18 protein-coding genes are annotated in these 26,593 nt (G+C 52.6%); 3 read left to right on the forward strand and 15 right to left on the reverse strand.

Features of this window, described 5'->3' with window-relative positions; all coding sequences use genetic code 11:
- Positions 1-39: 39 nt before the first annotated feature.
- The 7 genes from CLV60_RS27820 to CLV60_RS27850 form a co-directional block, all read right to left on the reverse strand.
- Positions 40-3,030 (reverse strand): SusC/RagA family TonB-linked outer membrane protein, encoded by a 2,991-nt coding sequence (locus tag CLV60_RS27820; RefSeq protein WP_106598677.1) that lies wholly within the window; start codon positions 3,028-3,030, stop codon positions 40-42.
- A gap of 248 nt (positions 3,031-3,278) precedes the next feature.
- Positions 3,279-4,526, reverse strand: a complete 1,248-nt coding sequence (gene dgoD, locus CLV60_RS27825; RefSeq protein WP_106598678.1) for a galactonate dehydratase — start codon at positions 4,524-4,526, stop codon at positions 3,279-3,281.
- 4 nt (positions 4,527-4,530) lie between these two features.
- Positions 4,531-5,772, reverse strand: coding sequence for a mandelate racemase/muconate lactonizing enzyme family protein (locus CLV60_RS27830; RefSeq protein WP_106598679.1), 1,242 nt, complete (start codon positions 5,770-5,772; stop codon positions 4,531-4,533).
- Between the two features lie 307 nt (positions 5,773-6,079).
- A complete protein-coding gene (locus CLV60_RS27835; protein WP_106598680.1) occupies positions 6,080-7,114 on the reverse strand; it encodes a LacI family DNA-binding transcriptional regulator in 1,035 nt (344 codons plus the stop codon).
- Positions 7,111-8,505: an enolase C-terminal domain-like protein gene (locus tag CLV60_RS27840; protein ID WP_106598681.1), complete on the reverse strand. Its 1,395-nt coding sequence runs from the start codon at positions 8,503-8,505 to the stop codon at positions 7,111-7,113. Before CLV60_RS27840 ends, CLV60_RS27835 begins: the two co-directional genes overlap by 4 nt.
- Positions 8,506-8,533: 28 nt before the next feature.
- Complete coding sequence (locus tag CLV60_RS27845) at positions 8,534-10,075, reverse strand: SusD/RagB family nutrient-binding outer membrane lipoprotein (RefSeq protein ID WP_106598682.1); 1,542 nt, start codon at positions 10,073-10,075, stop codon at positions 8,534-8,536.
- An 11-nt stretch (positions 10,076-10,086) separates the two neighbouring features.
- On the reverse strand, positions 10,087-13,221 hold the full coding sequence (locus tag CLV60_RS27850) for a SusC/RagA family TonB-linked outer membrane protein (protein WP_106598683.1): 3,135 nt from the start codon (positions 13,219-13,221) through the stop codon (positions 10,087-10,089).
- 664 nt (positions 13,222-13,885) lie between these two features.
- Between CLV60_RS27850 and CLV60_RS27855 the strand changes: the two genes are divergently transcribed.
- The 3 genes from CLV60_RS27855 to CLV60_RS27865 all read left to right on the forward strand — a co-directional run bounded on the left by CLV60_RS27855 (position 13,886) and on the right by CLV60_RS27865 (position 16,543).
- Positions 13,886-15,091 (forward strand): sensor histidine kinase, encoded by a 1,206-nt coding sequence (locus tag CLV60_RS27855; RefSeq protein ID WP_229211155.1) that lies wholly within the window; start codon positions 13,886-13,888, stop codon positions 15,089-15,091.
- A 30-nt stretch (positions 15,092-15,121) separates the two neighbouring features.
- Positions 15,122-15,973, forward strand: coding sequence for a LytR/AlgR family response regulator transcription factor (locus tag CLV60_RS27860; RefSeq protein ID WP_229211156.1), 852 nt, complete (start codon positions 15,122-15,124; stop codon positions 15,971-15,973).
- 189 nt (positions 15,974-16,162) lie between these two features.
- Complete coding sequence (locus CLV60_RS27865; protein WP_106598685.1) at positions 16,163-16,543, forward strand: hypothetical protein; 381 nt, start codon at positions 16,163-16,165, stop codon at positions 16,541-16,543.
- On the opposite strand, the gene CLV60_RS27870 is transcribed toward CLV60_RS27865, so the two are convergent.
- From CLV60_RS27870 to CLV60_RS27905, 8 genes are all read right to left on the reverse strand, one after another.
- Positions 16,533-17,522, reverse strand: coding sequence for a quinone oxidoreductase family protein (locus CLV60_RS27870; protein ID WP_106598686.1), 990 nt, complete (start codon positions 17,520-17,522; stop codon positions 16,533-16,535). The two genes, CLV60_RS27865 and CLV60_RS27870, sit on opposite strands and share 11 nt — an antisense overlap.
- Positions 17,523-17,586: 64 nt before the next feature.
- Positions 17,587-18,522 (reverse strand): AraC family transcriptional regulator, encoded by a 936-nt coding sequence (locus CLV60_RS27875; RefSeq protein WP_106598687.1) that lies wholly within the window; start codon positions 18,520-18,522, stop codon positions 17,587-17,589.
- A 64-nt stretch (positions 18,523-18,586) separates the two neighbouring features.
- On the reverse strand, positions 18,587-21,673 hold the full coding sequence (locus CLV60_RS27880) for an efflux RND transporter permease subunit (protein ID WP_106598688.1): 3,087 nt from the start codon (positions 21,671-21,673) through the stop codon (positions 18,587-18,589).
- A gap of 21 nt (positions 21,674-21,694) precedes the next feature.
- Positions 21,695-22,738 (reverse strand): efflux RND transporter periplasmic adaptor subunit, encoded by a 1,044-nt coding sequence (locus CLV60_RS27885; protein WP_106598689.1) that lies wholly within the window; start codon positions 22,736-22,738, stop codon positions 21,695-21,697.
- Positions 22,739-22,744: 6 nt separating this feature from the next.
- The gene (locus CLV60_RS27890; protein WP_229211157.1) at positions 22,745-24,112 is read right to left on the reverse strand and encodes a TolC family protein; all 1,368 of its coding nucleotides are present in this window, start codon (positions 24,110-24,112) and stop codon (positions 22,745-22,747) included.
- 51 nt (positions 24,113-24,163) lie between these two features.
- Positions 24,164-24,778, reverse strand: coding sequence for a TetR/AcrR family transcriptional regulator (locus CLV60_RS27895; protein ID WP_106598691.1), 615 nt, complete (start codon positions 24,776-24,778; stop codon positions 24,164-24,166).
- A gap of 120 nt (positions 24,779-24,898) precedes the next feature.
- Positions 24,899-25,852: a cytochrome-c peroxidase gene (locus CLV60_RS27900; protein ID WP_106598692.1), complete on the reverse strand. Its 954-nt coding sequence runs from the start codon at positions 25,850-25,852 to the stop codon at positions 24,899-24,901.
- Between the two features lie 19 nt (positions 25,853-25,871).
- On the reverse strand, positions 25,872-26,327 hold the full coding sequence (locus tag CLV60_RS27905; RefSeq protein ID WP_106598693.1) for a protein-disulfide reductase DsbD domain-containing protein: 456 nt from the start codon (positions 26,325-26,327) through the stop codon (positions 25,872-25,874).
- Positions 26,328-26,593 lie beyond the last annotated feature (266 nt).

Raw genomic sequence — 26,593 nt, forward strand, 5'->3', positions numbered from 1 at the left:
ACCACCAACGATCGGTGGTCGGCGGTCCATGGTCCGCGGTCAGAATCCCAACGTCAACCCCACCGTATACACCTTCGCATTCGGATACGAACCTCGGTCGATACCAATCGCCGTGTCGGTGCTGGAACCTACGTTGCTCGTTTCCGGATCAGGACCAGTGTATTTGGTGATCGTAAACAGGTTCGTGGCGCTCGCGAAAACGCGGATATTGGCCTTATCCTTGAAAACCGAAGACGGCACGTTATAAGCCAGGCTCACGTTTTTCAACCTTACAAAACTTCCGTTTTCCACAAACCGGCTCGATTGCGTAAATGGCTGGTAAGTTTTGGTAAATGCAGGAATATCCGAATCTTCATTACCCGGACGGTAGTAGTCGCGAATCTCCGTCAGCAGAAACTGGCGTGCTTCCCCGGAGCCCGACATCGCGCCTGCGCGGGTGTAGTTCAGCTTGTCCACGCCGAATGCCCCCTGGAAGAACACATTCAGTGTAAGTCCGCCATAGGTAAAGGTGTTATTCCAACCGCCGGTCAGTTTCGGGAACGCGTGGCCGACAATCTGGAAATCGTCGGTGGTGATCGCATTATCGCCGTTTACGTCCTCATAATGCGGATCGCCGGGAACACGGCCCTGTTTGGCAGCGATGTCGGCTTCATTGGGTTTGAAAGTACCCAGGTATTTGAGGCCCCAGTAAGAGCCCAGCGGCTGACCCGGCATGAGCATAAACTCGTTGGTGATGGACATCCCGCCGCCTGCACCGGTTCCCGTTCCGAGCCGTGGTAACCCGCCGAGGCTCACCACTTCGTTTTTCAGGGTTGACAAATTCAAATTCGTTTCCCAGCTGAATTTCCCTTTTTCGATAGGCGTACCACCAATGGCGAACTCGAACCCGCGGTTGCGGATCTCGCCTACGTTGCGCGGCTGCGTACCTCCGCCCGCGTAGTTGGGCAGCTGTACGTTCAGCAGCAGGTCGGTCGTGCTCTTGTTGAAGTAATCCGCCTCGAAATGCAATCTTCCGTTCAGGATCTCCATTTCAATACCCACGTCGGTCTGCGTGGTGGTCTCCCATTTCAGGTTCTTGTTGCCCTGGTTACCCTGGATCACCCCGGCCGTGACGCCGGTATTGTTGAAACCGACCTGCGTAGAGTTGTAGGGCGACAAGGTCGCATAAGGGTTAATAGCCTGGCTACCGGTTTTACCCCAGCTTCCACGCAATTTCAGGTTCGAGAATACATTGAGGTTCTTGATAAACTCCTCCTCCGAAAGCCGCCACCCCAGGGCAACCGACGGGAAAATACTGTTCCGGTTATCCTCGCTGAATTTCGACGAACCATCACGACGGATAGCCGCGGTTACCAGGTACTTGTCTTTGAATGCGTAATTCACCCTTCCGAGCAACGAAAGCAGCGTCCATTTCGAGAAGCCCGAGCTCACGGTTGCGGCCGAGTTGCCACCGATGTTATCATAACCCAGTTGCGGGAAACGAAGCCCGTTGGCCGTGGCTGTGAAGTTCTTGTCGGTAAATTGCTGGGTTTCCAATACTGCTACCGCCGTAATCGAGTGATTTCCGAATGTACGGGTGTAGTTCAGTGCATTGGTGTTCTGCAAAGTCACCTGGTCGGCCGAGTAGCGGGTTGCATTCGGGTTATTATTCGAAAGGCGCTTGCCATTAAAGCTCTTGTTCTGCGCGTCGAGGTAGTTGATCGCGTATTGCAAGTCGAGCGACAGGCCTGTGATAGGCAGTTGGTAGCTTAGCCCGCCGATGGCGTTGATGTTCATCCGCTCGACGTCGATAGACTTGTCGTACAAGTGATCCAGCGGACTCCTCGAAACAGAACCCGTCGGATCCGCGAATGTAGGCTGGCCGTCGGAGCCATACGCAGGCGTGGTAGGCGCCCATTGCAACGCTTCGATCAGCGCACCGCCGCCATCGGTATTATGGTTGGCTGTCTTTGCACCCGACAAATTGAGTCGCAATGCAAGGTTCTTATTGATCTGCGTGCGCAAATTGGTTCTCAAAACATACCGCTTGAAACCGCTGTTGTTCACGATCCCTTTCTGGTTTACATAGTTACCGGAGATCAGGAACGAGGTTTTCTCATTCCCGCCCGAAACCGTCACCTGATGCTGCTGACCGCTTCCCTTGCGGTAAACCAGGTCCTGCCAGTCGGTACCGCCATTCTTCTTGAAATCGTCGATCTGGGCTTGTGTAAACGGTGCATTGGAGCCCGTGGCAGCTGCACGTGCATTGACGATCTCCGCGAATTCGCCCGCAGGAAGTATATCGAATTTCTTGATCACGTTCGAAACGCTTCCCTGCCCTTCATAACTCACTTTAATACCCTTACTGCCTTTTTTGGTTGTGATGATAATCACCCCGTTAGCTCCCCGGCTACCGTAAATGGAAGTCGAAGCCGCATCTTTCAGCACTTGCAGCGATTCGATATCGTTGGGATTCAGCAAACTATAATTAGCTCCCACAAAACCATCGATCACATAAAGCGGATCGTTGTTACCGAGTACCGAGTTGGCCCCACGAACACGGACCTTCGAATCCCCGCCCGGCGCGCCGTTGGACTGCGTTACCTGCACACCGGCCGCACGTCCCTGCAACACCTGATCGAGCCGGGTAATGGGCTGTTGCGAGAACTCGCGCGTCGAAACCACCGACAATGCACCGGTAACGTCGGTTTTCTTCTGGGTACCATACCCCACCACCACCAGTTCGTCCAGGCTGCGTGAGCCCTGTGCAAGTTTGATATCGATTACCGAACGGTTACCGATTTCCACCGTCTGACTTTCATAGCCGATAAACGAAAACACCAGCGTGCCGCTTCCCGGCGCCTGGATCACATAGTTCCCCTCTCCGTCGGTTACGGTACCCTGCGAAGTACCACTGATGAGGATACTCACGCCGGGCAGCGCTGCATTGTCCTGATCGGTCACCTTTCCGGTCACCCTGGCATTCTGGGCAAGCAAACTTCCGCCCCCCAAGCCGAGCAACACCAAGCATAAACTCAGTAATTTTCTCATGGAATATTTATAGTTGAACGTTATTAAATTCTATTTTATCGAAAGCATGGATGTACCGTTCCAATATCGACCGCCGACGACTGACCGCCGACCGCCGATTGCTTGATTTAATCGTTAGGTTTTATCTTACTTGATTTTCAGCTGTTGCAGCCAACCGCCCCTAGCATGCGATCGGCTGTCAGCGGTCGGCCGTCGGCGGTCCATAGTCGATCGTCCACGGCCATTCCGCACAGCGGTACAGTACCGCCCTACCAATCCACCACCGACCCATCCAGCGCGTTATAGCTCTCCGGATTCTTCCAGTCGTGGCCGATCTTGTCTTTCAAGGCATCTTCGTCGAGCTCCACACCCAGGCCGGGTTTGGTAGGCACCATCACGGTTCCGTCTTTTTGTAGTTTGAATGGTTCTTTGAGGTAGCCTTCTCCCAGCGTTACCTGCTCCTGGACAAGGAAATTCGGGACGCTGGCGGCCAGTTGGAGGCCGGTAGCGAGCGAAATCGGGCCCATCGGGTTGTGTGGGGCAATCGGAATGTAGTAGGCCTCGGCCATTCCCGCGATGATCCTGCCTTCGGTAATTCCTCCTGCATGACACAAATCCGGCTGGATAATGCTTGCAGCCCCTTTTTCGAGGATTTCGCGGAAACCCCATTTGGTAAAAATCCGCTCGCCCGTGGCGATGGGAATATGCGTGCCCCTGGCAATATCCACCAGCGTATCGACATTCTGTGCCTGGCAAGGTTCTTCCACAAAAAAGGGCTGGTATTGCTCCAATTCCTTGATCAGCACCTTGGAGGTCTGCTGCGGAACCGATCCGTGAAAATCGATCGCGATATCCATTTCCGGGCCGCCGGCCTCACGCAGCGAAGCGAAATTGTCGGAAGCATATTTAATGAACGCCTGGTTCTCGACGATGTTCGCCGGGTTCTTCTTGGCAACGCTGGTTTTGATGATCGTGTACCCTTCGGCTTTACGCTTCTTCATGTCTTCGGCGTTCGACGCGCGCCCATATATACGCACGCGGTCACGGGTGGGCCCGCCCAGGAGCTCATGCACAGGTACGCCCAGGAGCTTACCCTTGATGTCCCACAATGCCTGGTCGATGCCGCTCAATGCGCTCGTAAGGATCGGCCCGCCCCGGTAGAACGCGTGGCGATAAATGGCCTGCCAATGGTGCACCACGGCACGCGGGTCCTTGCCGACCAGGTATGGTTCCACCTCCTTAATCGCGGTCTGGATCGTCAGCGCGCGGCCTTCGAGCAGCGGCTCGCCGAGGCCCACAATGCCTGCGTCGGTGTGGATTTTGAGAAAAATCCAGCGTGGCTTTACCAAAAATGTTTCCAGCTTGGTGATCTTGACCTTTCCGTATGCCTGAAAAGGCGTGGGATTGGCTGCATACGAAGTTTGGGGCAGCAGCATCGTGCCCGTAGCCGCAACGCCCAGGACGGATTGAATGGCCGCCCGGCGCGACAAAGTGGTAGATTTCGGGTTGGATTTCATGGAGTTACCAGTTATGGATAGCGCCATCCGGACTTTTCAGGATCGGATGCGGGAATTTGGTTTTCTCTTTGACCTCCATGATGAAGGTCGCTTTTTTAGGATCAAATTTTACCCCCAGTCCGGGCGCATCGTTGAGATATAGCTTACCGTTTTTGAAATTGATAAAATCCTCGTTGAAGTAAGGCGGCCGCTCCGGTTCGCCTCCGCCGAGCTCCATCAGCGCCCGTGCCGGACTGCTCGAACCCAATACGTGCACCAATGTGGCCGTCGCCAGCGGGCCTGTAAAATGCGGTATCATACCCACATAATGCGTTTCGCACATCGACGCCAGTTTCTTGAATTCGCTGATCCCGCCGGTGTTCGGCAATGTGAACCGGGTGTAATCGATCCAGCGGTTCTCGATAAACTCGTTGCAATCCCAGCGATCGCCGAACTGCTCGCCTACGGCAATAGGCACCTTGGTCATCGAACGTACGGTTTTGTACACCGACGGGTTCTCCGAGCGGATAATATCCTCCACGAAATACGGTTCGAGCGATTCGAGCGCGGTACAGATCTTCAAACCGTCGGTCATATCGAAACGGGTATGCAGGTCGATGGCCCACTTACCCCCGCCGCCCACGGCTTCGTCGATTCTTTTGCAGAACTCGATCGTCTTTTTCACATTTTCGTAAAAGTCAAAAGGCTGATCGCCATTACCACCCGTCGGTCCGATACGGTACGCGCGCAGCCCGGCTTCAATGCAATCCCTGGCCCGTTCCTCTTCGGTTTTGGCTTTTGAGGCGCGGAAACCGGTGGCATAGCATTCCACGTAATCGCGGGTGGCACCGCCCAGGAGCTCGTACACCGGCACATTCAGGGCCTTGCCTTTAATGTCCCAAAGCGCCATTTCCAATGCACCCAATGCGTGCAGCTTCTCGCGCCCCGGCGGGTAAAACATCCCGCGGTACACGTTCTGCCAGATGTGTTCGATGCGGAACGGGTCCTCTCCGATCATCATCTGCGCGCATTGTTCAATCATATCCTTCGAGCCGCCCTCGCCAATGCCGATAATGCCGCCGTCGGTTTCGATCTCAACAATCCCGCGGGCCTGGTTGAACAGTGGTTTGTTGTACCCCGGCGCGGCGTAGTACCGTATTTTGGTAATCTTCATTTTGGAAGCGGCCTCGGCCTTCGCGAACGGAAAGCCCGCCGCAACGGCGGTAGTACCCAGGAAGGCGGTTTTTATAAAATTTCTTCTTCTCATAAATGTTTCGTTTGGTCTGATATTGTCAGGTGTAGTCAGGAATAGTCAGGTGTGGTCAAGAGTTGTCAGGTGTAGTCAGGTGTAGTCAGGTGTAGTCAAGAGTTGTCAGGGAATAGTCAGGTATGGTCATATGCGGTCATTTGTTGTAAACTTCCTACTCAGAATCGGTTGTCCGTCTCCTAACAATACTTGACAATACCTGACAATACCTGACAATGCTTGACAATACCTGACCACCCCTGATTACTTTTATAACCGCCTGTTCATTAAACGTTTAAGCAATTCGAGCCAAAAAAAGCTCCCCGGATCAGCCGGTAAGAGCCGGTTTGGCCTTCGAGGATTCACGGGCGATCAGTTTGGCTTCCATCAATATCTGCTTCATACTCTCCTCAGGGTTTTTCAGTTTGGTTAATAAAAACTCAACCGCCGTTTTGCCCAGCATTTCCAAGGGCTGCTGCACGTAGGTGATCGGGCAATAATACAGGTCGAAAACTTCTGCCTGGCCGTAGCTGACGATCGCCAGATCGGATGGCACTTTGAGGCGCAGCTCATTAATGTACTTTAATGCATTGATAGCCAAACCATAAGTCGCGAAAATCATGGCATCCACGCGCTGTTCGGATGCCAGTATTTCGTCGATGGCCGTGCGTACCTCGCTATCCATCGTTTCGAAATGCACCTCTTTCAGCCAGGAATCGTGGAACTCGATGTGGTTGTCACGCAACGCGTGCTTGTAACCCCGCACCCGCTCCTCCATATGGTACATATTCGATTTGTAGGCCATGATCCCGATCTTCGAATAGCCGCTTTGAATAAGATGAACACCGGCGTCGTAAGAGGCTTTGTAGTTGTTAGTGGCCACAAAATCTGTCTGTATTTCGGGAAAATGGCGGTCCAGCAATACAAATGGGATATTCCGCTCTTTGAGATAATGCACCTGGTTTTCGGAACCTTCGCAGGAAACGATAATGAAGCCGTCGACCTGCCGGTTGATCAGCACATTGAGCAGATCCCACGATTTCTCGGCGTGCTCGTCGCAGCTCCCGATGATGACCGTGTAGCCATTCTTTTTCGCTTCATCTTCCACCACCCGCGCGATATTGGCGAAAAACGGGTTGGAAATGTCGGCGATGATCAGCCCGATGGTGTAGGTCTTACCGCTTCGGAGGCTTTTGGCCAGGTGGTTGGGCTGATAGTTCAATTCCTTGGCTATCTGCCTGATTTTCTGCGCAATGACCTCCCCCACCCTGGTTTCCTTTTCCTTACCATTGAGGACGTACGAAACCAGAGCCGTGGAGACCCCCGCTTGCTGTGCAATATCTTTGAGCGATGCTTTTTTCATGGACGTATAAGCGTACCGTCGAATTTTCTTACTTGCCAGTTCGATTTTGTACTGATGGGGAACTTGGCCGCGACCTTTTCATCGATGTCCACCCCAATGCCCGGCACTTCGTTCACCGACATATAACCGTTCTTCATCGTCGGGCAGCCGGAGAATACTTCCAATGTTTTGTCATTGAACTGGACCGCCTCCTGGATACCGAAGTTCCACACAGCCAGGTCGATATGGGCATGGGCCGAATGCCCTACCGGCGACACATCGCCAGGGCCATGCCAGGCTGTTTTGACATTGAACCATTCCCCGAGCCTCGCCACTTTCATGGCCGGCGTAACCCCGCCGATCTGCGACACGTGAATGCGGATGTAGTCGAACCACTGGTTGGCCATCGGTTCCAGAAACTCGTTGATATTATTGAACAGCTCGCCCATAGCCAGCGGCACCGTGGTACTCTGGCGAAGCAGTTTAAACCATTTCATGTTTTCGGGTGAAAACGGGTCTTCAATAAAGAATGGGCGGAATTCTTCAAGTTTTTTGATCATATTGATCGCATTCATCGGCTGCACACGTTCGTGGATATCATGCAGGAGCTCCACTTCCTCCCCGCATTGCTTGCGCACGGTTTCGAACAGAATCGGGATCGCTTTCAGGTAGGCATTTTCGTTCATATAGTTGTCCGTAGCGCCCCCAAAGCCTGCCTCCTTGAAATCCGGCTTCTTGGTAGTGCTGCCTACGGCCCCGTAACCACCCTGCTGAATACGAATGTAGCGGTAACCCTGCTCCTGGATCTTCTTCACGCTCTCCACCGTTTCCTCGGGTGTGCGGCCGTTCGCATGCGTGTAACACGGCACGGCGAAACGCACTTTACCGCCCAGCAGCTGGTACAACGGCATTCCGGCACGTTTGCCTTTGATATCCCAAAGCGCCTGATCCAGCCCGCTCAGCGCATTGTTCAGCACCGGACCGTTGCGCCAGTAAGAACTCACATAGGCGGCATGCCACATGTCTTCGATATTGTCGACGTCCCTTCCGACGCAAAATTCATTGAGATAGGTATTGATCGCCACCAGCACCACTTCGGCGCGCTGTGTGAACGTGGCACACCCAAGCCCGTACAGTCCCGGTTCGGAGGTTTCGACCTTCACGACAATGAGGTTGGAGCCCTGCGGCGCCGTGGCAATCGCGCGAACGCTTTTGATCGTCAGCGATTTCAAGCCTTTGGCGTACTGAGGCGTTTCGCGGTCGGCGGTCCGACGCTCGGCGGTCCGATGGTCGACGGTCCGACGGTCGGCGCGCGCATTCGGAATGCCTCCAAACAAGCCCAGTATTCCCGCGGACCCGCTCAGCCCCAATGCTCTCATCGTGTCTCGACGACTCATTCCGTTCTCTTTCATTTGTATCAGGTTAAAGGTTTAAGAATAGTCACTTTTTGTCCCACCACATCCTTGTATTGAGGTCGTTAGGGCCCTGGCGCGCGTTGGCGTCATTTACATTCTGCAAGTTCACGACGATCTCGCTGTCGGGATAAGGCATCCGGCGGATGAAGTCTTCCTTGATTTCCGACCCGGGATAAGGGTTCTTCTTCAACGTCGGGAAGCCGCTTCTACGGAAATTGGCCCAGGATTCGTTGCCGTCCAGGAACGTAGCCACCCAATACTGGGTATTGATTTGCTCCAAAGCCTTGGCCGCATCGAGCGGGTGCGCTTTCAGGTAGGCAAGAATCGCATCTTCCTTGATGGTCGCGCTGGGGTCGTAAAGTGCCATTTGTTCCAGATTCGCCCGGATACCTTTGGCATAATAATCGGCTGCTTCGCCCGTCACCCAGCCGCGCACGGCCGCCTCCGCGAGCAGGAGCTGCACTTGTGCGTAGGTAATGTGAAATTCCGGTGCATCGAGCTTCAATACGGTGGTCAGGTTGATTTGTGTAAAATCCCACAAGCTCACCACCCCATTTTCGGCCAGTACACTATTGATGGTCACATCGTTATACCCCATCGGCATTCCTTTCTGCACCTTTGGATCTGACGAGGCACGCTCCGGTGTTTGCTCCGGGCCGCCCTTCGCGCCTACGTACCGCACCGCGAACACGGGCAAGCGGGGATCGTTGTTTTCTTTAAGATAATTCACAAATGGCGCGGCGAGGTAGAAATTGGTCTTTTCCCGTGCCGCCAGGTGATTGGCAATAAAGTTGTTGTAAAGCGACGTGTGGCGAATGATCGAGTTATCGGTATTGTTCTCAAAAAGCCCGCCTGCGACTGCTTTGGTCACGTAGGCTTTGGCTGTCGTCGGATCTACTTTGGAGAGGCGCATTCCAGCTCGCAGCATGAGCGAATAGCCCAGCTTTTTCCAGCGGGCCACATTGCCGCCGTAAAGAATATCGGTCGTTACAGCTGGCTGCGAGGCATCGAGCGCACCGGAGGCCTCTTCCAATTCTTTGAGAATATCCTTGTAAATGGCTTCCTGCGGATCATATTTCGGACGGATTTCCTCGCTGATATAACCTTTCCCGGCATCGAAATACGGAATGTCGCCGTAGGTGTCGGTCAGGATCATGAATGCGTAGGCCTTCCAGATGCGGGCAGCGTGGTAGATATTTGCATTCAGCGGATCGCCCTTCGTTTGCTCGGTCACGGCCACCAGCTGCTTGATCACATTCCGGTAAAAATTAACCCAAACCAGCGGCGAGTTGGAGTTATTGAGCTGGTTGTAATTCCCTCCCGACAACGAGCTTCCATAAGGTGTAATCACCTGCTGCACAATGCCGAAGTTGTAACATAGCATACCCAGCGTCGAAACGCCGTCGAGGTAAGTCGTAGCGATGATGGCCTTGTTCAGGATCAGGGACGGCGCCAGCGAGGTCGGATCGACTTTGTTGGTGTTGATCTCGTCAAATCCATCGTCGCAACCGGTTATGAACGTCAGCGACAGGGCGAGCGCCAGCATATATTTGAATGTAGCTTTCATGGGTTCGGCGGTTAGAATTTTACATTGAGATTAAAACCAATGCTGCGGGTCGGCGGCAAACCTGGCCAAAAATCGAGGCCGGTAGCATTATCCGACGAGTTCAGCACTTCTTCCGGATCCATATTCTCCGTCCATTTCTTGATCACGAGCACATTGTTCGCGACAGCACTCAGGCGCAGGCCCTTCACAAACGACTTTTCAGGAAGCAGTTTGCCCAAGTCATATCCCAACGTGAGCTGGCGCAGTTTCCAGAAACCGGCGTTCTGCACAAAATCCTCGTTGATTCCCAGCGGGTTGATCGACTCGTAAAATGGCTGCACGGCGGCCTTCGTCTGGTTCACCTCGCCGTCGGGGTTCACGCCGTTCCCGATCACATAACCTTCCGCGCGGCCCGGCAATGTGCGTTTCGACAGCCCGTGCCGCATGTAGTTGATGTTCCGCCCGGCGATCATTTTGTGGCCCAGTTTGAAATCTATCAGTGCCGAAAGCATTATGCCTTTGTAATTAAACGTATTGGTAATACCACCAAAATACTTGGGCAATGCATTACCTACATTCATCAATGTATTGTTTCTCAAAGGCATACCGCTGTTTTTGTCGAACACCTGCCGGCCTTGCGCGTCGCGCAGGTACGTGAATGTGTAAAGCTGGCCGAGCGGCTTGCCGACCACCATATTGAGCGTCCGGCCCCCACCGCCACCGACGGTAATCACGGTATCTTTCTCCGCCAGGCCCAGTTTTAACACCTTGGAAGTGTTGTAGGACACATTGAAGCTCACATCCCAGGTAAAATCTTTGGTTTTCACCGGAGAACCCGTCAGCAACAGCTCAATACCCTTGTTCATACTCCGACCGACATTAATCAGCTGCGCAGTGTAGGAAGAAGCGTCGGAAATTTGCGCGGCAAGAATCTGATCGTCAGTGGTTTTGTGGTAGTACGTTAAATCAAAACCGAGCAGGTTGTTGAACAGCTTCATTTCCAGACCTGCCTCCGCCTCCTTAATGCGGAGCGGGCGCAGGTTTTTGTTTGGAACGACCGACGCATTGATACCGCCCACCGGCACAAGCTGGCCCGACGGATTCGGGAACGAGTTGTTATCCACGGCATAGTACAATGCATTGGAGTACGGGTTCACGTTGTCGGAGCCCACCTGCGCGTAAGCCGCGCGGAACTTGCCGAATGAAATCCAGGCCGGCAGGTTCGGAAATGCCTGCGAGAATATGAAGCTACCCGTTACCGACGGATAAAGGATGCTGCGATTCTGAGGGGCGAGGGTTGAAAACCAGTCGTTTCGCGCCGTTACGTTCAAGTAAATGAACTCTTTCCAGGAAATGGTGGCAGCACCGTACAGCGAATTGATTTTTTTCTCCGAAAGGCTGTACAACGGGTTTTTGACGCGCCCGTTCATGACCGTATACAGATTGGGCTGGATAAAATCCTGTACCGTAACGCTGTTGTAATCCATCCGTGCGTAGCGCTGGTTACCGCCAAGGGTTACGTCCAGGCCGATGTTGCCGAAATTATGGTTGCCGCCAAGAATAAAGTCGAAGTTGCGCTCGGTATTGCGGCGTACATCCTGTGTGAATGAGCCGTTTACATAACCCACCGGCGCTTTCGCGATGGGTGCATAGCCATTGGGAATGTTGTAATCCTGACTGCGCACGTAAAAATCCTGGGCACCGCGGAGTTGCAGGTAAAGCCAGTCGGTGAACTGGTATTTCAAAGCCACATTACCGAACAGGCGGTCGCGGGAAATGTTCTCGAAATGGTGGCTGAGCGAATAGTAAGGATTATTTCGCACCAAAAACCGGGAAAACACGAACTCATCACCGTTTGGTTTGGTCTGATTTTGCTTCAAAGCCTCGAAAGGCATGGAGTTGGCAAGGGTGAAAATGACTGTCGAAGTCGCGAAGTCCTGGGTGTCGATCTGCGGCGGATTCGTGTTCTTTTCTTTGGAATAATTGATATTACCAAAAGCGGTGAGGCGTTTTGAAATGTTCTGCGTGAACCCCAGGTTCACCACTTTCCGGTTGAACTTGTTATTCTCGACAATACCCCGGTTATCACTGTTGGCCAGGGACAAACTGAAACCGCCGTTCGGACCATTGTTCGAAACAGTAATGGTGTTGGTCATGTTCGTTCCCGTGCGATAAAATTTCTTCACACGCCCCCGTACAGGCTCGTAAGGCCAGGTTTCGTTGTCGAACAGGATTTGAGTCATACCCGGCTCAAACTTCTCGCCGAAGCTCCACACACCCGAAGTCGGGTTCTCGGTAGTCGGTCGTTTTCCACCTTCTCCCTGGCCGTATTCGTATTGAAAATCCGTGAAATCCAGCGGCGTATCGGTTGTGAAATTGATATTATAATCGAGGCCGATGCCTTTTCCTGTGCCCCGGGTTTTGGTCGTAATCATCACTACGCCGTCCTTGGCGCGCGAGCCGTAAAGCGCCGCCGCGGTGGCGCCTTTCAGCACCGTCATCGACTCGATATCGTCCGGGTTGATACTGGAAAGCCCGTCGCCGCCATCGGAACTGTTCGCAGCACGCGGGCCATAATCCCCCCCGCCGGCGAAGTTGGAATTATCGATCGGCACGCCGTTTACAACAATAAGCGGGTTATTCTGCCCGCTGAACGACGATTGCCCGCGGATGCGGATCTTGGCCGTTCCTCCGGGGCCGGTCGATAATGAAGTAATATTCACACCTGCCATTTTACCCTGTAACGAGCTCATTACGTTGGGAGTACGATTGGTTGAAATCTGGTCTGCATTCACCGTCGCCGTGGCATAACCGAGCGTCTTCGCCTCCCGCTTGATACCCAGTGCGGTTACCACCACTTCCGTGAGATTCTTCGATTCCTGCACGAGCTGCACATCTATCGCAGACCGCGCACCGACTGCGATGGTTTGAGTTACATAACCTATAAAAGAGAAAACAAGCGTCGCATTCGCGGGCGCATCCAGCGAATATTTGCCGTCGGCATCCGTAACGGTACCTTGTGAAGTGCCGCCGATCAGGATATTCACGCCGGGCAAGGGTTCCTTATTCTCGCCGGTGACGGTGCCGGTAACCCGGCCTGCCTGGGCTAAAACCAGCCCGCTACACAGCGTCACAAGCAGCACGATAATCGTAAAACATTTCTTCATCACATCTAATTGGGTCAAAATTCAGGGTGAGTAGGAATTATGCAGAACGTACACGAAAACCGTAATTGCTTACGGACACGAGGGCCAGGAATAGTACAAGCAAAAAAGTGTCAGGCACGGCCTAAACAACCGAACGATAGCATATATACGCAATCCAAAAAGCATCCATTGCGCTGCCGATAATACATCATCGACGCGGCTCATGCCTGAATGGCTTTAAATACAAGCTATGTTTGAACTATCTATTCAAGTTTAAACGATTAAGCAACTTATGATACAAAATGTCGAATGGTACTGTCTTAATCAGGTTGTGCTGTGATGGTATCGGGTACTTAAAACGCTTGCCGGAACTGTGCCGGGCAGCAGGAGGAAATATTAAGCACGTGTGTCTTTAATATTTGATACTTAATCCGCCAATAAGGAAACATTGTGTCCAAATGTAGATTTAATCGATTAAACAACAAAATTTCGAAGCAAATATTTTAACATTTTTTCTAAAAATAAGCACATAACCCGTTTTCATTACCTTCAACGCATTGCACAGCTCCAATGTATTTCAGATAATGATTCGCCCGCTTTGCGTAAAAGCGGATTAGTTCCCGACCACGGACCGTTAGATTTACCCTGAAATCCTCCTTATGGTTTTCCGATCATCCATCCTGTCATGACCTTTTTAAAACGTATGTTGGAACAATCCAGGCTCCCGCTGTCTGTCGGGCAGTTCTGGTGGTACTCCTTCTGCTATTGGGGCATTTTCGCGGTAATAACGTTCGGTCAGCTTATGATGCTGTGGCTTTTGAAGGAAGGGGTGGTGATGCAGCCTCACGAAATGTTCATCTGGCTGCTCGATGGCCTCTTCTGGTGGTCCACGAGTCCGCTTGTGCTGTACGCGGCCATCAAAGTACCGATCGCATTCAAGGTCCGCGAAAGTTCCTCCATTTTCAAACCGATCCTGGTCCATCTGGCGATCGTTACTTTTCTCAATATTTTCATCAACATCCTGCATTACTATATTACCAATCCGCTCATGTACCGCGCGGTGGGCAAATCGGTGCCGCTGGAAAACTACCTGTTTTCGTTCTTCATTGCCTACACTGCAAGTTTTGGTCAATACCTGCTCCTTGTGGTGGGCTTTAACAAGGTATCCTACATTTATCGTTACCAGGAACTGAAACAGCAGAATTTCGAGACTGAACTGCACAACGAGCAGCTGCGCGGGCAACTGGCGAATGCACAGCTGCAATCGCTGAAAATGCAGCTCAATCCGCATTTTCTTTTCAATACGCTGCATAGTGTGGTTAGCCTGATGGTTAAAAACGATATCCGCAAAGCCACACTCATGATCACCACCCTCAGCGACCTGCTGCGTGCGGTACTCGTGAACCAGTCGGCCGATTTCATTCCTTTGCAGGAGGAACTGCAACTTACCCGGCAATACCTCGACATCCAGCAAATCCGTTTCCAGGACCGTCTGAAAGTCGAATACCGCATCGATCCGGCGTCCGAACTTTACCCGGTCCCCCAGCTCATCCTGCAACCGATCGTGGAGAACTCCATTACACACGGCATTTCCGACCTTACCACCAACGCGCTCGTCCGCATTACGAGCGCCGTAACGGCCGCGGGCATGCAGGTAACGGTTTACGACAACGGCCTCGGTGCCGCATCGCGGAAATCGTCGAAAGGAATGGGACTCGGATTGCAAAATACCTTGCTGAGGCTCCAACAAGCCTACGGCGCAAACGCCCGCCTGGAATTTGACCAGCCGACTGGCGGAGGTACGGCGGTAACGCTGTTTTTTGACGGCCGACCGCCGACGGCAGACCGCCGAAAGGCCGGTACTGAGGTGGGTGCGGAAAATAGACCATAGACCGCCGACCGCCGAAAGGCCTGCGCTGAGATGTACATAGAAGACGGACGATCGGCGGTCGGCGGTCAGTCGTCGGCGGTCAAAACAACAATCACCAAACACCCCAAAGAAACCATGAAATACCGCTGCCTGATCATCGATGACGAAATGCTGGCAAGGGACGTAATCAAGACTTTTGTACAGCATGATCATTCCATTGAAATCACCGACGAGGCCGCCAATGGCCCGGAAGCGGTGGTGAAAATACTCCAACACCGGCCCGACGTCATTTTTCTGGATATTCAAATGCCCGAACTCGACGGTTTCGAGGTGCTGCGCGAAGTGTGGCCGCATCATCAGCCCTTCGTTGTGTTCACCACTGCATTCGACCAATATGCGCTCCGTGCCTTCGAAGTGAATGCGATCGACTATTTGCTCAAACCCTTTGACGAAATCCGCTTCCATCAGTCGCTTGGGCGGTTGAAAGAACGGCTTAGCCAAAAGTCGCAGCCTCGGATCGAGGAATTGGTCAATAGCCTCCTGCGCGACCAGAAGGAGGAAAACTACCTGCAAAGGCTGCTGGTTAAAGAAGCCGGTAAAATGTACCTGGTTAAAACGGACGACATCACGCACTTCTCGGCCGATGGCAACTACATATCCGTTTACACCGCTCAGAAAAAGATTTACACGATTTACGAGAGCCTTGGCAGCCTCGAAAACCGCCTCGACCCGGCGATCATGATCCGCGTAGGCCGCTCGAACATCGTCAATATGAACTTCATTTCCGAACTTGAAACCTACTTCAACGGGGAGTATATCATTCATTTATCCACCGGCGAAAAAGTGAAATGGACACGTGGCTACCGCGATAATATCAAGGCTTTCATCACCAAAATGGGTTAGCCTGCCGATACGGTTCACGATTTGAAATGCACGCTTTAAATAATAAAAAGTCCAGATCAGACATTTTTCGTACCCATTTCAACGATTTCGAGTACAAATTTGTCAGACAAGATAGCTTCCTTCCCCAGGCGGGCAGCCACCGGCCGGACAGCTATCCCCGACATTTAACTCTCATTAAATCCGTTAGCCATGCTCTTCAAATCTACCACCAACCTAACCTCAGCGGTATCGGCCGCGCTCCATCACCATAAGGCGCAGCGCCAGGCCATGTTGATCGTTGCCTTTGTGGCGGCGCTCATTCTTTGGAAATTGTACACCGGCCTGGTCCCGGCCAGCCATGCAGATGCATGCTCCTCTCCTACGGAAACTTCCACCGACGACCAGAAAATGGCCGGTATGAAATGGAGCTACGACGAACTCGCCCATAAACTGATCATCGAAAACACCGATCTCGCCTATGCCGAAATCGGCGAAGGATTCACAAAAGGAATTGGCCGGGCCCTGAACAAGGTTACCCGGCAGGGCATTGCCCGGCAAAATTCCGGCAAGCGGGTGTTAGTCAATTTGTAATACGCACCACCAGCTTGCCCGTTACATGGCCTCGCTCCATTTCTTCATGCGCGTGAGCGAGGTCATGCCAATCGTAAATTTTCGATACGTGCGGACGTAGTTGCCCGCGTTCCGCCATTTCTACCAGCTTTTGTAATACTTGTCCCTGGCGATTAACCTGATCACCAGTGCTCCCCACTCCGCCCATAAACTGGTAACTCAGTGTGATGTTCTTCAACAACAGCCGATAGCCTTGCTGCTCGTCTACCGCGACTGGTAGTATCGTGCAAATGTGGCCGCTATGCGCCGCATAATCGAGGCAACGGGCGAAGCATTCCGTTCCGGCATTGTCCATGATCAAACCTGCACCCTGGCCGTCGGTAATGTCCATAATAGCGGCGGCGATATCTGTTTCGCGGTAGTTCAAAACGTGGTCGGCTCCGAGTTCGTGCGTACAATATTCCAGCGATTCCCGGCGACTCGCGGTGGTGATCACCTTGCATCCTGCATTTTTGGCGAGTTGAATGGCCAGGTGTCCTACCCCGCCCGCGCCGGCGTGAATCACAACCCAGTCACCCCGCCGGGCCCGCAGCCGGTCGAACAGCGCCTCGTAGGCGGTAATCCCCACCAACGGTATGGCGGCGCCTGCCTCATCCGCGAGCCTGCCTGCCCTAGCGCAGGAACGATAATCGATTGCGACGTACTCCGCATTAGCGCCGTTCCGGAACGGCGTCGGTGACCCGATTACCCTGTCGCCGATTTCGAAACCCGTTACATCCCGACCCTTTTCAACCACCATACCGCAAACGTCAAAACCGAGCGTAAGCGGAAAGTTCCGGGGAACCGAAGCCTTGCTGCGTATGCGGCAATCGAGCGGGTTAACACTGGTTGTCAATACTTTTAGAATGAGGTCGTTTGGGGTCGGAACCAGATCGCCGACCTGCTGCAACGCGAACACTTCGGCTGCCGGCCCATGGGCCGTAATTACATTTGCTTTCATAGATTGGATCTTTTAGGCAAATGTCGGGGCAGAGCCGTCAGCGGTATTTGCGCCCAAGGGAGCGTTATTTGCCCAAACGGGAGTTTTTGAATGTCAGGGGTCGGGCCGCGGTCGGTCGGGCCGCGGTCGGTCGGGCCGCGGTCGGCCTAACCTTGTATTTTCTCAAAAAAGCATTGGAAAACGCAGCCGCGCTCTCATATCCGCATTGCAGCGCAACTTCCGAAACATCCAAACTCGTCTCTACCAGTAAATTTGCGGCGCGTTCGAGTCGAAGGTCGCATTGATATTGAAAAACAGAAGTGCGCATTTGTTCCCGGAAGAGCTGTTTAAGGCAAAAACTGTTGGTACCTGCCAGCCTGGACAGCTCGGCGATCGTCAGATAGCGCTCAGCGCGATGAATATGCCAGACCGCCTCTTCCAGAATAGCTTCTCCGCGGGTACGCGGGATACGCGGAAGCACGTGCGACGCGAGGTTGAAAAGCTGTTCGGTAATGAGCTTTTCCTGAAACAGGCTGAGTAACCCCTGATTTTCCCGCGAGACATTTTTCAGCTGCAAAAATGCCTGCGCGCAATCGGCCGTCAGGTTCATTACCGGTAATTCTTTTTCAAAAACGGCAGGAGCATCACGTTGCAGCATTGCGATGTGCGTGTCGGAGAGGTGCATATGAATCACTTTGAAAGCCGTGTCAGCCGGCAACGCAGCCTGGTAGGGCTCCTCCTCGGTCCGGTAGAACACTGCCTGGCCTGTCCGGAAACTGTATTCCCTCGAACGCTTCGGCAACGATTTTGACTCACCGGCAATACAGAGCACCATTTTGTAAAAACTCGCTTCATAACCAACATTTAATGTATGTGCCGCATTTGTCTGAAAGTCAAACCAATGTACACCTTCCGTTAAAGCACCTTCCGACTGCTCATAATGGCGGTAAAGCGCCCGGCCTGTAAAAACCGGAGCGGGTTTTCCGGGAAAAAGCGGTTCATTCTGATAGGAAATCCTCATGATCACTCACATTTCGATTCCTGCAAAATAAAAAACGCTCCCGAAAAACCCGCCCGACGAGTTATTAATAGGCTGCTTCCAGCTCAGTTTCTTCCACGGTTGCCTTTTGCTCCACCTTTGGCGGCAACAGCTTGTACATCACCGGCGTCACCAGACGCGATAGCAACGTTGAGCTGATCAACCCGCCGATCAGCACCAATGCCAATGGAGAATACAAGGCGCTATATTCGATCACGAGCGGCAATAACCCGCCGATCGCGGTCATGGAAGTAAGTAGTATCGGCACGAAACGGATTTCCCCGGCTTCGATAATGGCTTCCTCGATGCTCTTGCCCTGCTCACGAAGCTGGTTGGTGAAATCGACTACCAGCAGCGAGTTCTTCACTTCAATCCCTACCAGTGCGATGAAACCGATCGTGGCCGTAAAAGACAGCGTTTCGCCCGTCAGGAAGAGCATTGCGAGCCCACCCACGATACCCAGCGGGATCACCGACAGCACGATGAGAATGCTTTTGAAGGTTTTGAATTCCAATATCAGCACCCCCAGGAAACCGAAAACGGTAATGAGTATGATCAAACCTAATCCGCCGAAACTCTCCTCCTGGCTCTCCTTTTCGCCGGCAACCGTGAAATGCTGCCCTTTTTCAAATTTGAACTGGTTGAGCTTCGCCGTAATGTCGTCGTTCATTTTCTGGACATTGTAGCCCGGTTTGGTGAATGCCGAAACAGTTACGTACCGGTCCTTGTCGTAGTGCCGGATCTGGTTCGGCGAGCTTTCCATTTCAATGGTCGCGATGTTTTTCAAAGGAATGCTTGCACCTGCTGCGGACGTTACATACAGTTTGTCAAAAACACTGTAATCCTGAATGGCTGCGTTGCGCGGCACCGACACATTGATATTGTAGCTATCCGCCTTACCCACATCTTCCCGGAAAGTGGCCACGTTCAGCCCGGCAGCCCCCAGCCGCACCGTACGATCGATGTCGGCCGAGGAAATGCCCAGCGTTCCGGCTTTCTGTTTATTGATGTTGATGCGTAAGTCGGTCGGTTGTACCAGCAACGGGTTGTTGACGTAAATGGTACCTTCGGTTTTGGTAAGCAGGTCGGCTACACGGAAGGCAGTTTTGCGCAAGTCTTCCAGGTTTTCACCATAAATACGATAGGCCAGCGGCGCTTCGATCAACGGGCCTTGTTCAAAGTCTTTGACCTTGATCTCGGCGCCTGGGTAGCGTTCCAGCTTTTTGCGCAGCTTTTCAATTACTGCCACCTTTTCTTCGGTTTCGAGCCCCTCTACCTGCACGAAAATCTCGGCAAAGTTTTCGCTCTCATTCCGCTGCACTACATTATAATACACCCTTGGATTACCCTTGCCCACGTTGGTCGCAAAGGAAGTAATGAGCGGCTCCTGTTTTAGAATGCCTTCCACATAGCGCGCGATCTCGTTCGTCTTTTTGAGGTTGGTTCCTTGCGGCGTTTCAATGTCGATCAGGAACATCGGCTTCTCCGATTTCGGGAAAAGACTGTTACCAATGAGCGGCACCAATGCCAGCGAACCGACGAATATCAAACCGGCAATCGCCAATGTGGTTTTAGGCCAATGCAATGCGCGGTCGAGTACGCTGCCATAAGTTTTGTGAATGCCCTTTTTCATTCCGCGCAGCAGCCAGTTGCCATCTTCCGAAGCGTGCGGTTTCAGGATTACGCTCGACAGGAACGGCACCACGGTCAGCGATACGAGCATCGATGCAAACACCGTTGTAATCACCGACATCGGCAAACTTCGGATAAAATCGCCCGCGCCCTCGGGCAGGAATACCAGCGGAAGGAAGGCAAAGATCAGCAGGATCGTACACCCCACCACAGCGAGGCCGATTTGCGACGAGGCCTGAATGGCCGCCTGCACCTTACCGTAACCCATCCGCAAGTAGCGCTCGATGTTTTCCACGACCACAATGCTGTCGTCCACCAGGATGCCCAACGCTACGATCATCCCGACAATGCTGAGCTGGTTGATATTGTAGCCCAGCAGGTTCATCATCGTGAGGCCGATCGCCAGCGAAAGCGGGATCGAGATCATCACCACGAGCGACGCCCGTGTACCGAGCGGCAGCAATGTGAGCAATACGAGTAAAATGGCTATTCCAAAATCCCGTGCAAAATGCGATAACCGGGTATCCACACTGGTGGCCTGATCGAAAACCTTGATCATTTCGATGTTTGAAGGCAATGTTTTTTGAAATTCCGCTACTACCGGCTCCACCTGATCGCGCACGGAAATGATGTTTTCGCCTTCTTTCTGGCTCACATTCACAAAGCTGCACCGGAAGCCGTTCAGCCGGGTAATGTGCGTTTCGTCCTCATAACCCATTCTCACATCGGCCACGTCTTTGAGATACACAATCTTGCCGTCGGAACGTGACACCACGGTATTGGCCACCTCGTCGAGCGTACGGTAACTGCCGCTTGTTTTGATGTTCAGCTTTTTGGTAGCCATACTAATGCTCCCGCCGGGAATATTCACGCCCTCGCTTTGCAATGCCCCCACGATCTGGTCCTGGGTGAGCCGCTGCTGCGCGATCTTCTGCAAGTTCAGGCTCACATTCACCTGTGGTTCGGGAATGCCCGAGTACTCTACCTTTTTCAGCGTTTTGATCTTTTCCAGCCGCTCCTTGAAATCCTTCGAATACTTTTTCAACTGCGTGTAAGTCGCATTCTCGCTGATGAGCGCATATTGGTAAATGCTTACGTCGGACGGGATTTGTTTGTTGATGCGGATGTCGGCAATATCTGCCGGGAGCTGCGAGCGCAATGCGTTGATCTCACGGACTACTTCCTGGTACTTATCGTCCGGATCGGAGCTGTATTTGTAAATCACCTGCATCACGGCCAGACCGTCGCGGATGTCGGTGATAACGTGCTTCATATCGTCGAGTTCATTGATCTTCTTCTCCATCGGGTCCACCACCAGCTGCTCCATGTCTTTGGGATTAGCGCCGGGGTATACCACCACCACGGTAAACTGCGGCGGGTGAATGTCGGGGTCCTCGCTGCGCGGCATGGTGAAGAGCGAATACAGCCCCAGCGCCAGCACACCCAGGAATATCACCAGCGTAAACTGGTAATTCTTGACTGCAAATTCAGGTAATTTCATGGTCTTTGCGGTTGAAACAGGTTACTGAACTACTTTAATCACCGATCCCTCGGCCAGATAAGCCGATCCCTCGCGGATTACCCGTGCGCCGGCGTCTATCCCCGCGAGGATAAATGCCTTATCGCCCTCAAGAAACGCAATCTTCACGCGCTTCTTCTGCGCCCGGTTGCCATCCGCCACGAACACGAATGCGCTGTCGTTCTCCCCTTCGATCAATGCGTCGACGGGAACGGAAACCATGCTGGTTTTTTCTTTAGGGTAAACCTGCACTTTGGCAAAAAGGCCGCTGGCGAGCTTGGCAGCTGCTTTGTCGAGCGTAATTTCAGCCTGGTAAAGTCCCGACACCGGGTCGCTCACCTGCGCGAGGGTTTTAATTTTGCCTGTGAATGTCTGGGGGTATGCATCGAAATGCACCTCCGCTTTTTCACCACCTTTCAGCCGGGCCCAGTCCTTGTCGGTAAGGCCGCATTTCACGACCCAGTCGCCGCTGCTCGTGCTGCTGATGTGCAGAATGGGCGTACCACCTTGTACCTGCTCTCCGGCATTCTGCAATTTCTGCATCACCACGCCATCCGCAGTGGAGAAAATTTTCGTTTGAGACAAATTGAATTTGACAATATCCAGCTGCTTTTCGGCAACTATCAATGCGGTTTGGGTATTTTCCAGCTGTTCCTTGGTAGCAACGCTGTCGCGGTAGAGGTTCTGCACGCGGCGGGCATCTCGCTGGGCTTTCAGGAAGTTTTCTTCGGCCTGGCCCATTTGCGCGGCGATTTCAGTGGTATTAAGCGTCGCCAGAAGCTGTCCTTTACGCACCTTATCACCTTCTTTGACCAGAATATCCCTGATAATACCGCCAATCTTGAATGATAAACGCGCTTCGTTTTCGGAACCGAGCAAGCCGGATGTTTCCACGGCCTGCGCCTGGGTCAATGCGGCAGAACTGATCACTTTTACCGGAATCGTGTCGTCGGTCTGCTCCGGCTTCTTTTCTTCTTTACAGGCGGCGGTCAGGAGCGCGGCCGCGAGCACGTAGGCATATATAATGGGATGTGTTGTAGCTTTCATATCATGTTAGTTTGAGAATAAGTAGCTCGCCCGGGCCCGTTCCAATTCTGCGGCGCGGGTCTGGACATTCAAATAGGAAATGCTTTGCTGGAGTTGGTCGTTGATCAGCCGGTTCTGCGCGTCGAGCAGTTCGATGTATAGCAACTGGCCTTCGCGGTAAAGTTTCTGCTGATCCTGGTAATATTGTTGTGATAATGCAGTCTGGCTTTTCGTAGCCCGATATGTCAGCACGGCCGATTGAAAGGTATTGGCCGCTGTTTTGTTTTGAAGTTGAAGCTGTTGTTCTACCTGACTGATCTGCTCCCCGGTAGCTTTCTGCTCCAATTCAGCCTGCTTCACCTTGTATTGCGTACGGTTGTTGGCAAACACGCGCCAGTCGAGCGTCACGCCGAAGAGATAATAGCGGGTATCGCGGTTGAAATTCACAAAATCACCCTGCGAACCGAGGTCTATGAATGTCGAGAGCTTCGGTAATGCGCCTGCCCGGGCCAATTGGCCGGATAATGCATTGATTTTCGAAAGCGTTTCCAGTTTTGCCAGCTCCTCTCTCCTACCCGCTGCCGCCGTATCCGCCAGTATTTCCGATTCGCTCGGTGCGCCTATTTCCAGGATGGTCTCCAATGGGCTATTCAGCAAAAAATTGAAATAGGCCTTCGCATTCACCGACTGGTTCCGCGCGTCTACCAGCCTTGCTTCCAGGCCAATTACCTCATTTTCAGAGCGCGTCACCACCGTTCGGATCGCCTTGTCGTTCTTCACCAGTGCCTGGTTGAAGCGAAGGTTATCCCTTGACAGCGCCACAGCGCTTTCCAGGATCCGCACCGCCTCGTCGGCTTGCTGGCAGGCATAGTAAGCCAGCTTGATTTCCTTCACTAACTCTCTTCTATAAACGTCCACCTCCGCCTGCTGTAAATGAATCTGCTCCTTGCGGATCTTCGTATTATAGGTGATTTCAGCATTATAAAGCGGCAGGGACGTACGGAATTTCGCATCGTAGTAGTTCCTCGGGTTGAAGGTCTGGCTCACATTCTCCACCTTCGGGAATGCGGACGAGTTGGTGAGTTCGTTGAGTGAATTGTATACCGGGTTCAGCAAATCGCCGATCGGGATGCTAATCTTCCGTCCGCCGCGCGAGTCGAGGTAGGAAGTACTGAAATTAACCTCGGGGTAAAAGAACGTCCTGGCCTCTTTCAGCGCGAACAGGTTACGTTCGAGGATAAAGCGCTGTTGTTTAAGCCCCTGGTTGTTCCGCAGGCCCTGATCGATATAACCTTGCAAGTGCGCGTCCTGCCCTCGAACAGGTGCGAAAAGGCTCAGCAAAGGCACAAGAAGGTACTGCCAATGCCGCGGCATGGGTTTCAATAATCGCATCATTTTTAAGTAATGTTTAGTTTATAAACAGTGTTTAGTGAATGGCAAAATTTTTTACGTTTTCAGATTGGCCATAAAAAGATCGAGTGAGCTGTACAAAACTTCGCGCGTTGCGTCATCTTCCATCATGAGAATACACATGCGCTCGCGTACGTAGAGCGATACCAATCCGTGCACGAAAGACCACACCATAATTGCCGTTACGTGTAACTCCGCAGGCCGGATCTTCTTTTGTTCAAGACATTCGGAAAGGGTTGTCAGCAAATAACCGAACGCACATTCCCCTGCCTTCCATTTTTCCTCGTTCTTGATCTGCTCCATCGGCGCACGCATGATAAACATCAGATCATAGTAATCGGGGTTTTCCAGACCGAATTTGATGTACGTTCTGCCGATCGCCCCCAGCCTTTCAAACGGGTCGGCGATCCCGTCGTGCTGGCGTAAATGCTTGTCCAGGATATCAAACGCATTCTCATGGATCACATAAAAAATCTCGTCTTTGTCCTTGAAATACAGGTAGATAGTAGCCGGACTATATTCAATATCATCGGCAATGCTGCGAATCGACGTCTTATCGTAGCCTTGCTTCAAAAACAGCTGAGTCGCCGACTCGATGATCAGGTTCCTCATTTCCTGCTTTTCCCGCTCTTTTCTTTCCTTAATCGCCATGCTTTTGTAATTACGATGTGAATATAATAAACACTGTTTAGTAAATGCAAATTGTTTAGCAAAATAAGGTAGGAATGGCGAAAATCTACCTGTGAGCGGGAGAAGAATATGCGGCCGAGCCTATTTGCGCTTGAAACGGTCGTCGGTAAGGGCTTCCAGGAAGGTTACAATGTCGTCGACCTCGTTGTCGGAGAGGTTCAACGCGCTGCTGAGCGACAGGTCGCGATTGATGGGGTTGCGCACAAATTTGTCGGGGGTATTGTAGTACTGGACCACCTCGCGTAGTGTTTTAAACATCGCATTGTGCATGTAGGGGGCCGTAACGGCCACATTTCGCAGGCCCGGCACTTTGAAAAGGCCGATATGCGAGCTGTCCTTCGTGATTTTGAACCGGCCGGGGTCATTCAGTTCCCTGCCATTGAAAAGGCCGATACTTTTAAACCGGTCGGCTGTGAAATCCTCGCCGGAATGGCAGGTGGCGCAATTCGCTTTGCCTATGAACAGCATTCTGCCCCGCACGGCGGCGGCGGACATTGCATTCACGTCCCCGTCCAGGTAACGGTCATAAGGCGTATCGGTGGTTTCGAGCGTGCGCTCGAAGGCCGCAATGGCCGCGGGCAGGTTTTTAGAATTAACCTCGGCTTTAAATACCTTTTGAAAGGCTGCCCGGTAGAAATCATTCTTTTTGAGGCGCTCAACAGCCTGGTCCACCGGCAGGTCCATTTCGTCATGCGCCGAAAGCGGTCCAAGCGCCTGTTCTTCGAGCGAAGCCGCCCGCCCGTCCCAGAAGAAATCGGTACGGCCGGAAAGGTTCGTCAGCGCCGGACTGTTGCGCGTCAGCCGCGTGCCCTTGTCGCCGATACTGAACGCCGCCGTATCCGCGAATGCAAACTGCGGAATGTGGCATGAAGCACAACTGATCGCCCGCCCGCGCGAAAGGATCGGGTCCGAAAACAGCTTCTCTCCCAGTTCTTCCTTCGTATTGAGCTCCACGGACGCCTCGTTGGATTGCAGCGACACCAATGCCAGCGAACCGCAGCAAAGCACGGCTGCCAGCCATTTTGTAATATCCATTTGAAATGTTGAATTTAAATCAATGCACTTCGAACGACTCCTTGAAAGGCACACAGAGCCCGTCCTCATTGGAGCATAAAAGCCCCTTGATCGTCCCTGAAATCCTACCGCCGGATTTCGCGATTTTAATCGTCTGCCGGAACTCGGCCTTGTCGGTGAAATAGGTGTATGCCTTGTCCCAGGTCGGGTCCACCGCTTTGAGGGGCTTTACGGCCTTTACCTCGCCAACCAGCTGGTAGGCATTGTTGGGGTTGAATGCAAATTCGGTGGGAAGCGGCCCGATATCGCCTTTGAAATCGGATGAATAGAGCTTCCAGTTTTTATTAATATCCGCGAAAAATACCACTTCCACTTGCTCGCCGGGTTGGGCACCCGCTTTCGAAAGGCTCACTTTCCAGCGCGAAATGTCTTTCAAATCCTGGCTAAAAGCGCTGCCTGCACAGCACAGCACGAGCATTATTACTCTGTAAATCATTGGAATACTGTTTTGAAATGAAATGTTAAACAACTGCAAAGCACGTCGCACCGTTTTCCGGCTTCGCCTTGCAGTTGTTTCAAATCACCACGTACCTAGTTTGTTGAACTCACGATTTAGTCCAAGTATTGTTGTTGCATTATGTCACCCTGAGCGCAGTCGAAGGGCATGTACGGTGTCCGCGGAATCCGTTGCATTGTTGTTACATGCCTGATGGCATTTCATCTAACGGCCGACGTGCGACTTTGCTACCAAGATTACATCGC

The organism is Dyadobacter jiangsuensis, from assembly GCF_003014695.1.
Taxonomy (GTDB): Bacteria; Bacteroidota; Bacteroidia; order Cytophagales; family Spirosomataceae; genus Dyadobacter; species Dyadobacter jiangsuensis.

What these genes read in the sequence shown, in the direction of transcription:
- CLV60_RS27820 (WP_106598677.1), bottom strand. Translation starts at nt 3,030, where the DNA reads ATGAGAAAATTACTGAGTTTATGCTTGGTGTTGCTCGGCTTGGGGGGC.
- dgoD (WP_106598678.1), bottom strand. Translation starts at nt 4,526, where the DNA reads ATGAAATCCAACCCGAAATCTACCACTTTGTCGCGCCGGGCGGCCATT.
- CLV60_RS27830 (WP_106598679.1), bottom strand. Translation starts at nt 5,772, where the DNA reads ATGAGAAGAAGAAATTTTATAAAAACCGCCTTCCTGGGTACTACCGCC.
- CLV60_RS27835 (WP_106598680.1), bottom strand. Translation starts at nt 7,114, where the DNA reads ATGAAAAAAGCATCGCTCAAAGATATTGCACAGCAAGCGGGGGTCTCC.
- CLV60_RS27840 (WP_106598681.1), bottom strand. Translation starts at nt 8,505, where the DNA reads ATGAAAGAGAACGGAATGAGTCGTCGAGACACGATGAGAGCATTGGGG.
- CLV60_RS27845 (WP_106598682.1), bottom strand. Translation starts at nt 10,075, where the DNA reads ATGAAAGCTACATTCAAATATATGCTGGCGCTCGCCCTGTCGCTGACG.
- CLV60_RS27850 (WP_106598683.1), bottom strand. Translation starts at nt 13,221, where the DNA reads ATGAAGAAATGTTTTACGATTATCGTGCTGCTTGTGACGCTGTGTAGC.
- CLV60_RS27855 (WP_229211155.1), top strand. Translation starts at nt 13,886, where the DNA reads ATGACCTTTTTAAAACGTATGTTGGAACAATCCAGGCTCCCGCTGTCT.
- CLV60_RS27860 (WP_229211156.1), top strand. Translation starts at nt 15,122, where the DNA reads ATGTACATAGAAGACGGACGATCGGCGGTCGGCGGTCAGTCGTCGGCG.
- CLV60_RS27865 (WP_106598685.1), top strand. Translation starts at nt 16,163, where the DNA reads ATGCTCTTCAAATCTACCACCAACCTAACCTCAGCGGTATCGGCCGCG.
- CLV60_RS27870 (WP_106598686.1), bottom strand. Translation starts at nt 17,522, where the DNA reads ATGAAAGCAAATGTAATTACGGCCCATGGGCCGGCAGCCGAAGTGTTC.
- CLV60_RS27875 (WP_106598687.1), bottom strand. Translation starts at nt 18,522, where the DNA reads ATGAGGATTTCCTATCAGAATGAACCGCTTTTTCCCGGAAAACCCGCT.
- CLV60_RS27880 (WP_106598688.1), bottom strand. Translation starts at nt 21,673, where the DNA reads ATGAAATTACCTGAATTTGCAGTCAAGAATTACCAGTTTACGCTGGTG.
- CLV60_RS27885 (WP_106598689.1), bottom strand. Translation starts at nt 22,738, where the DNA reads ATGAAAGCTACAACACATCCCATTATATATGCCTACGTGCTCGCGGCC.
- CLV60_RS27890 (WP_229211157.1), bottom strand. Translation starts at nt 24,112, where the DNA reads ATGATGCGATTATTGAAACCCATGCCGCGGCATTGGCAGTACCTTCTT.
- CLV60_RS27895 (WP_106598691.1), bottom strand. Translation starts at nt 24,778, where the DNA reads ATGGCGATTAAGGAAAGAAAAGAGCGGGAAAAGCAGGAAATGAGGAAC.
- CLV60_RS27900 (WP_106598692.1), bottom strand. Translation starts at nt 25,852, where the DNA reads ATGGATATTACAAAATGGCTGGCAGCCGTGCTTTGCTGCGGTTCGCTG.
- CLV60_RS27905 (WP_106598693.1), bottom strand. Translation starts at nt 26,327, where the DNA reads ATGATTTACAGAGTAATAATGCTCGTGCTGTGCTGTGCAGGCAGCGCT.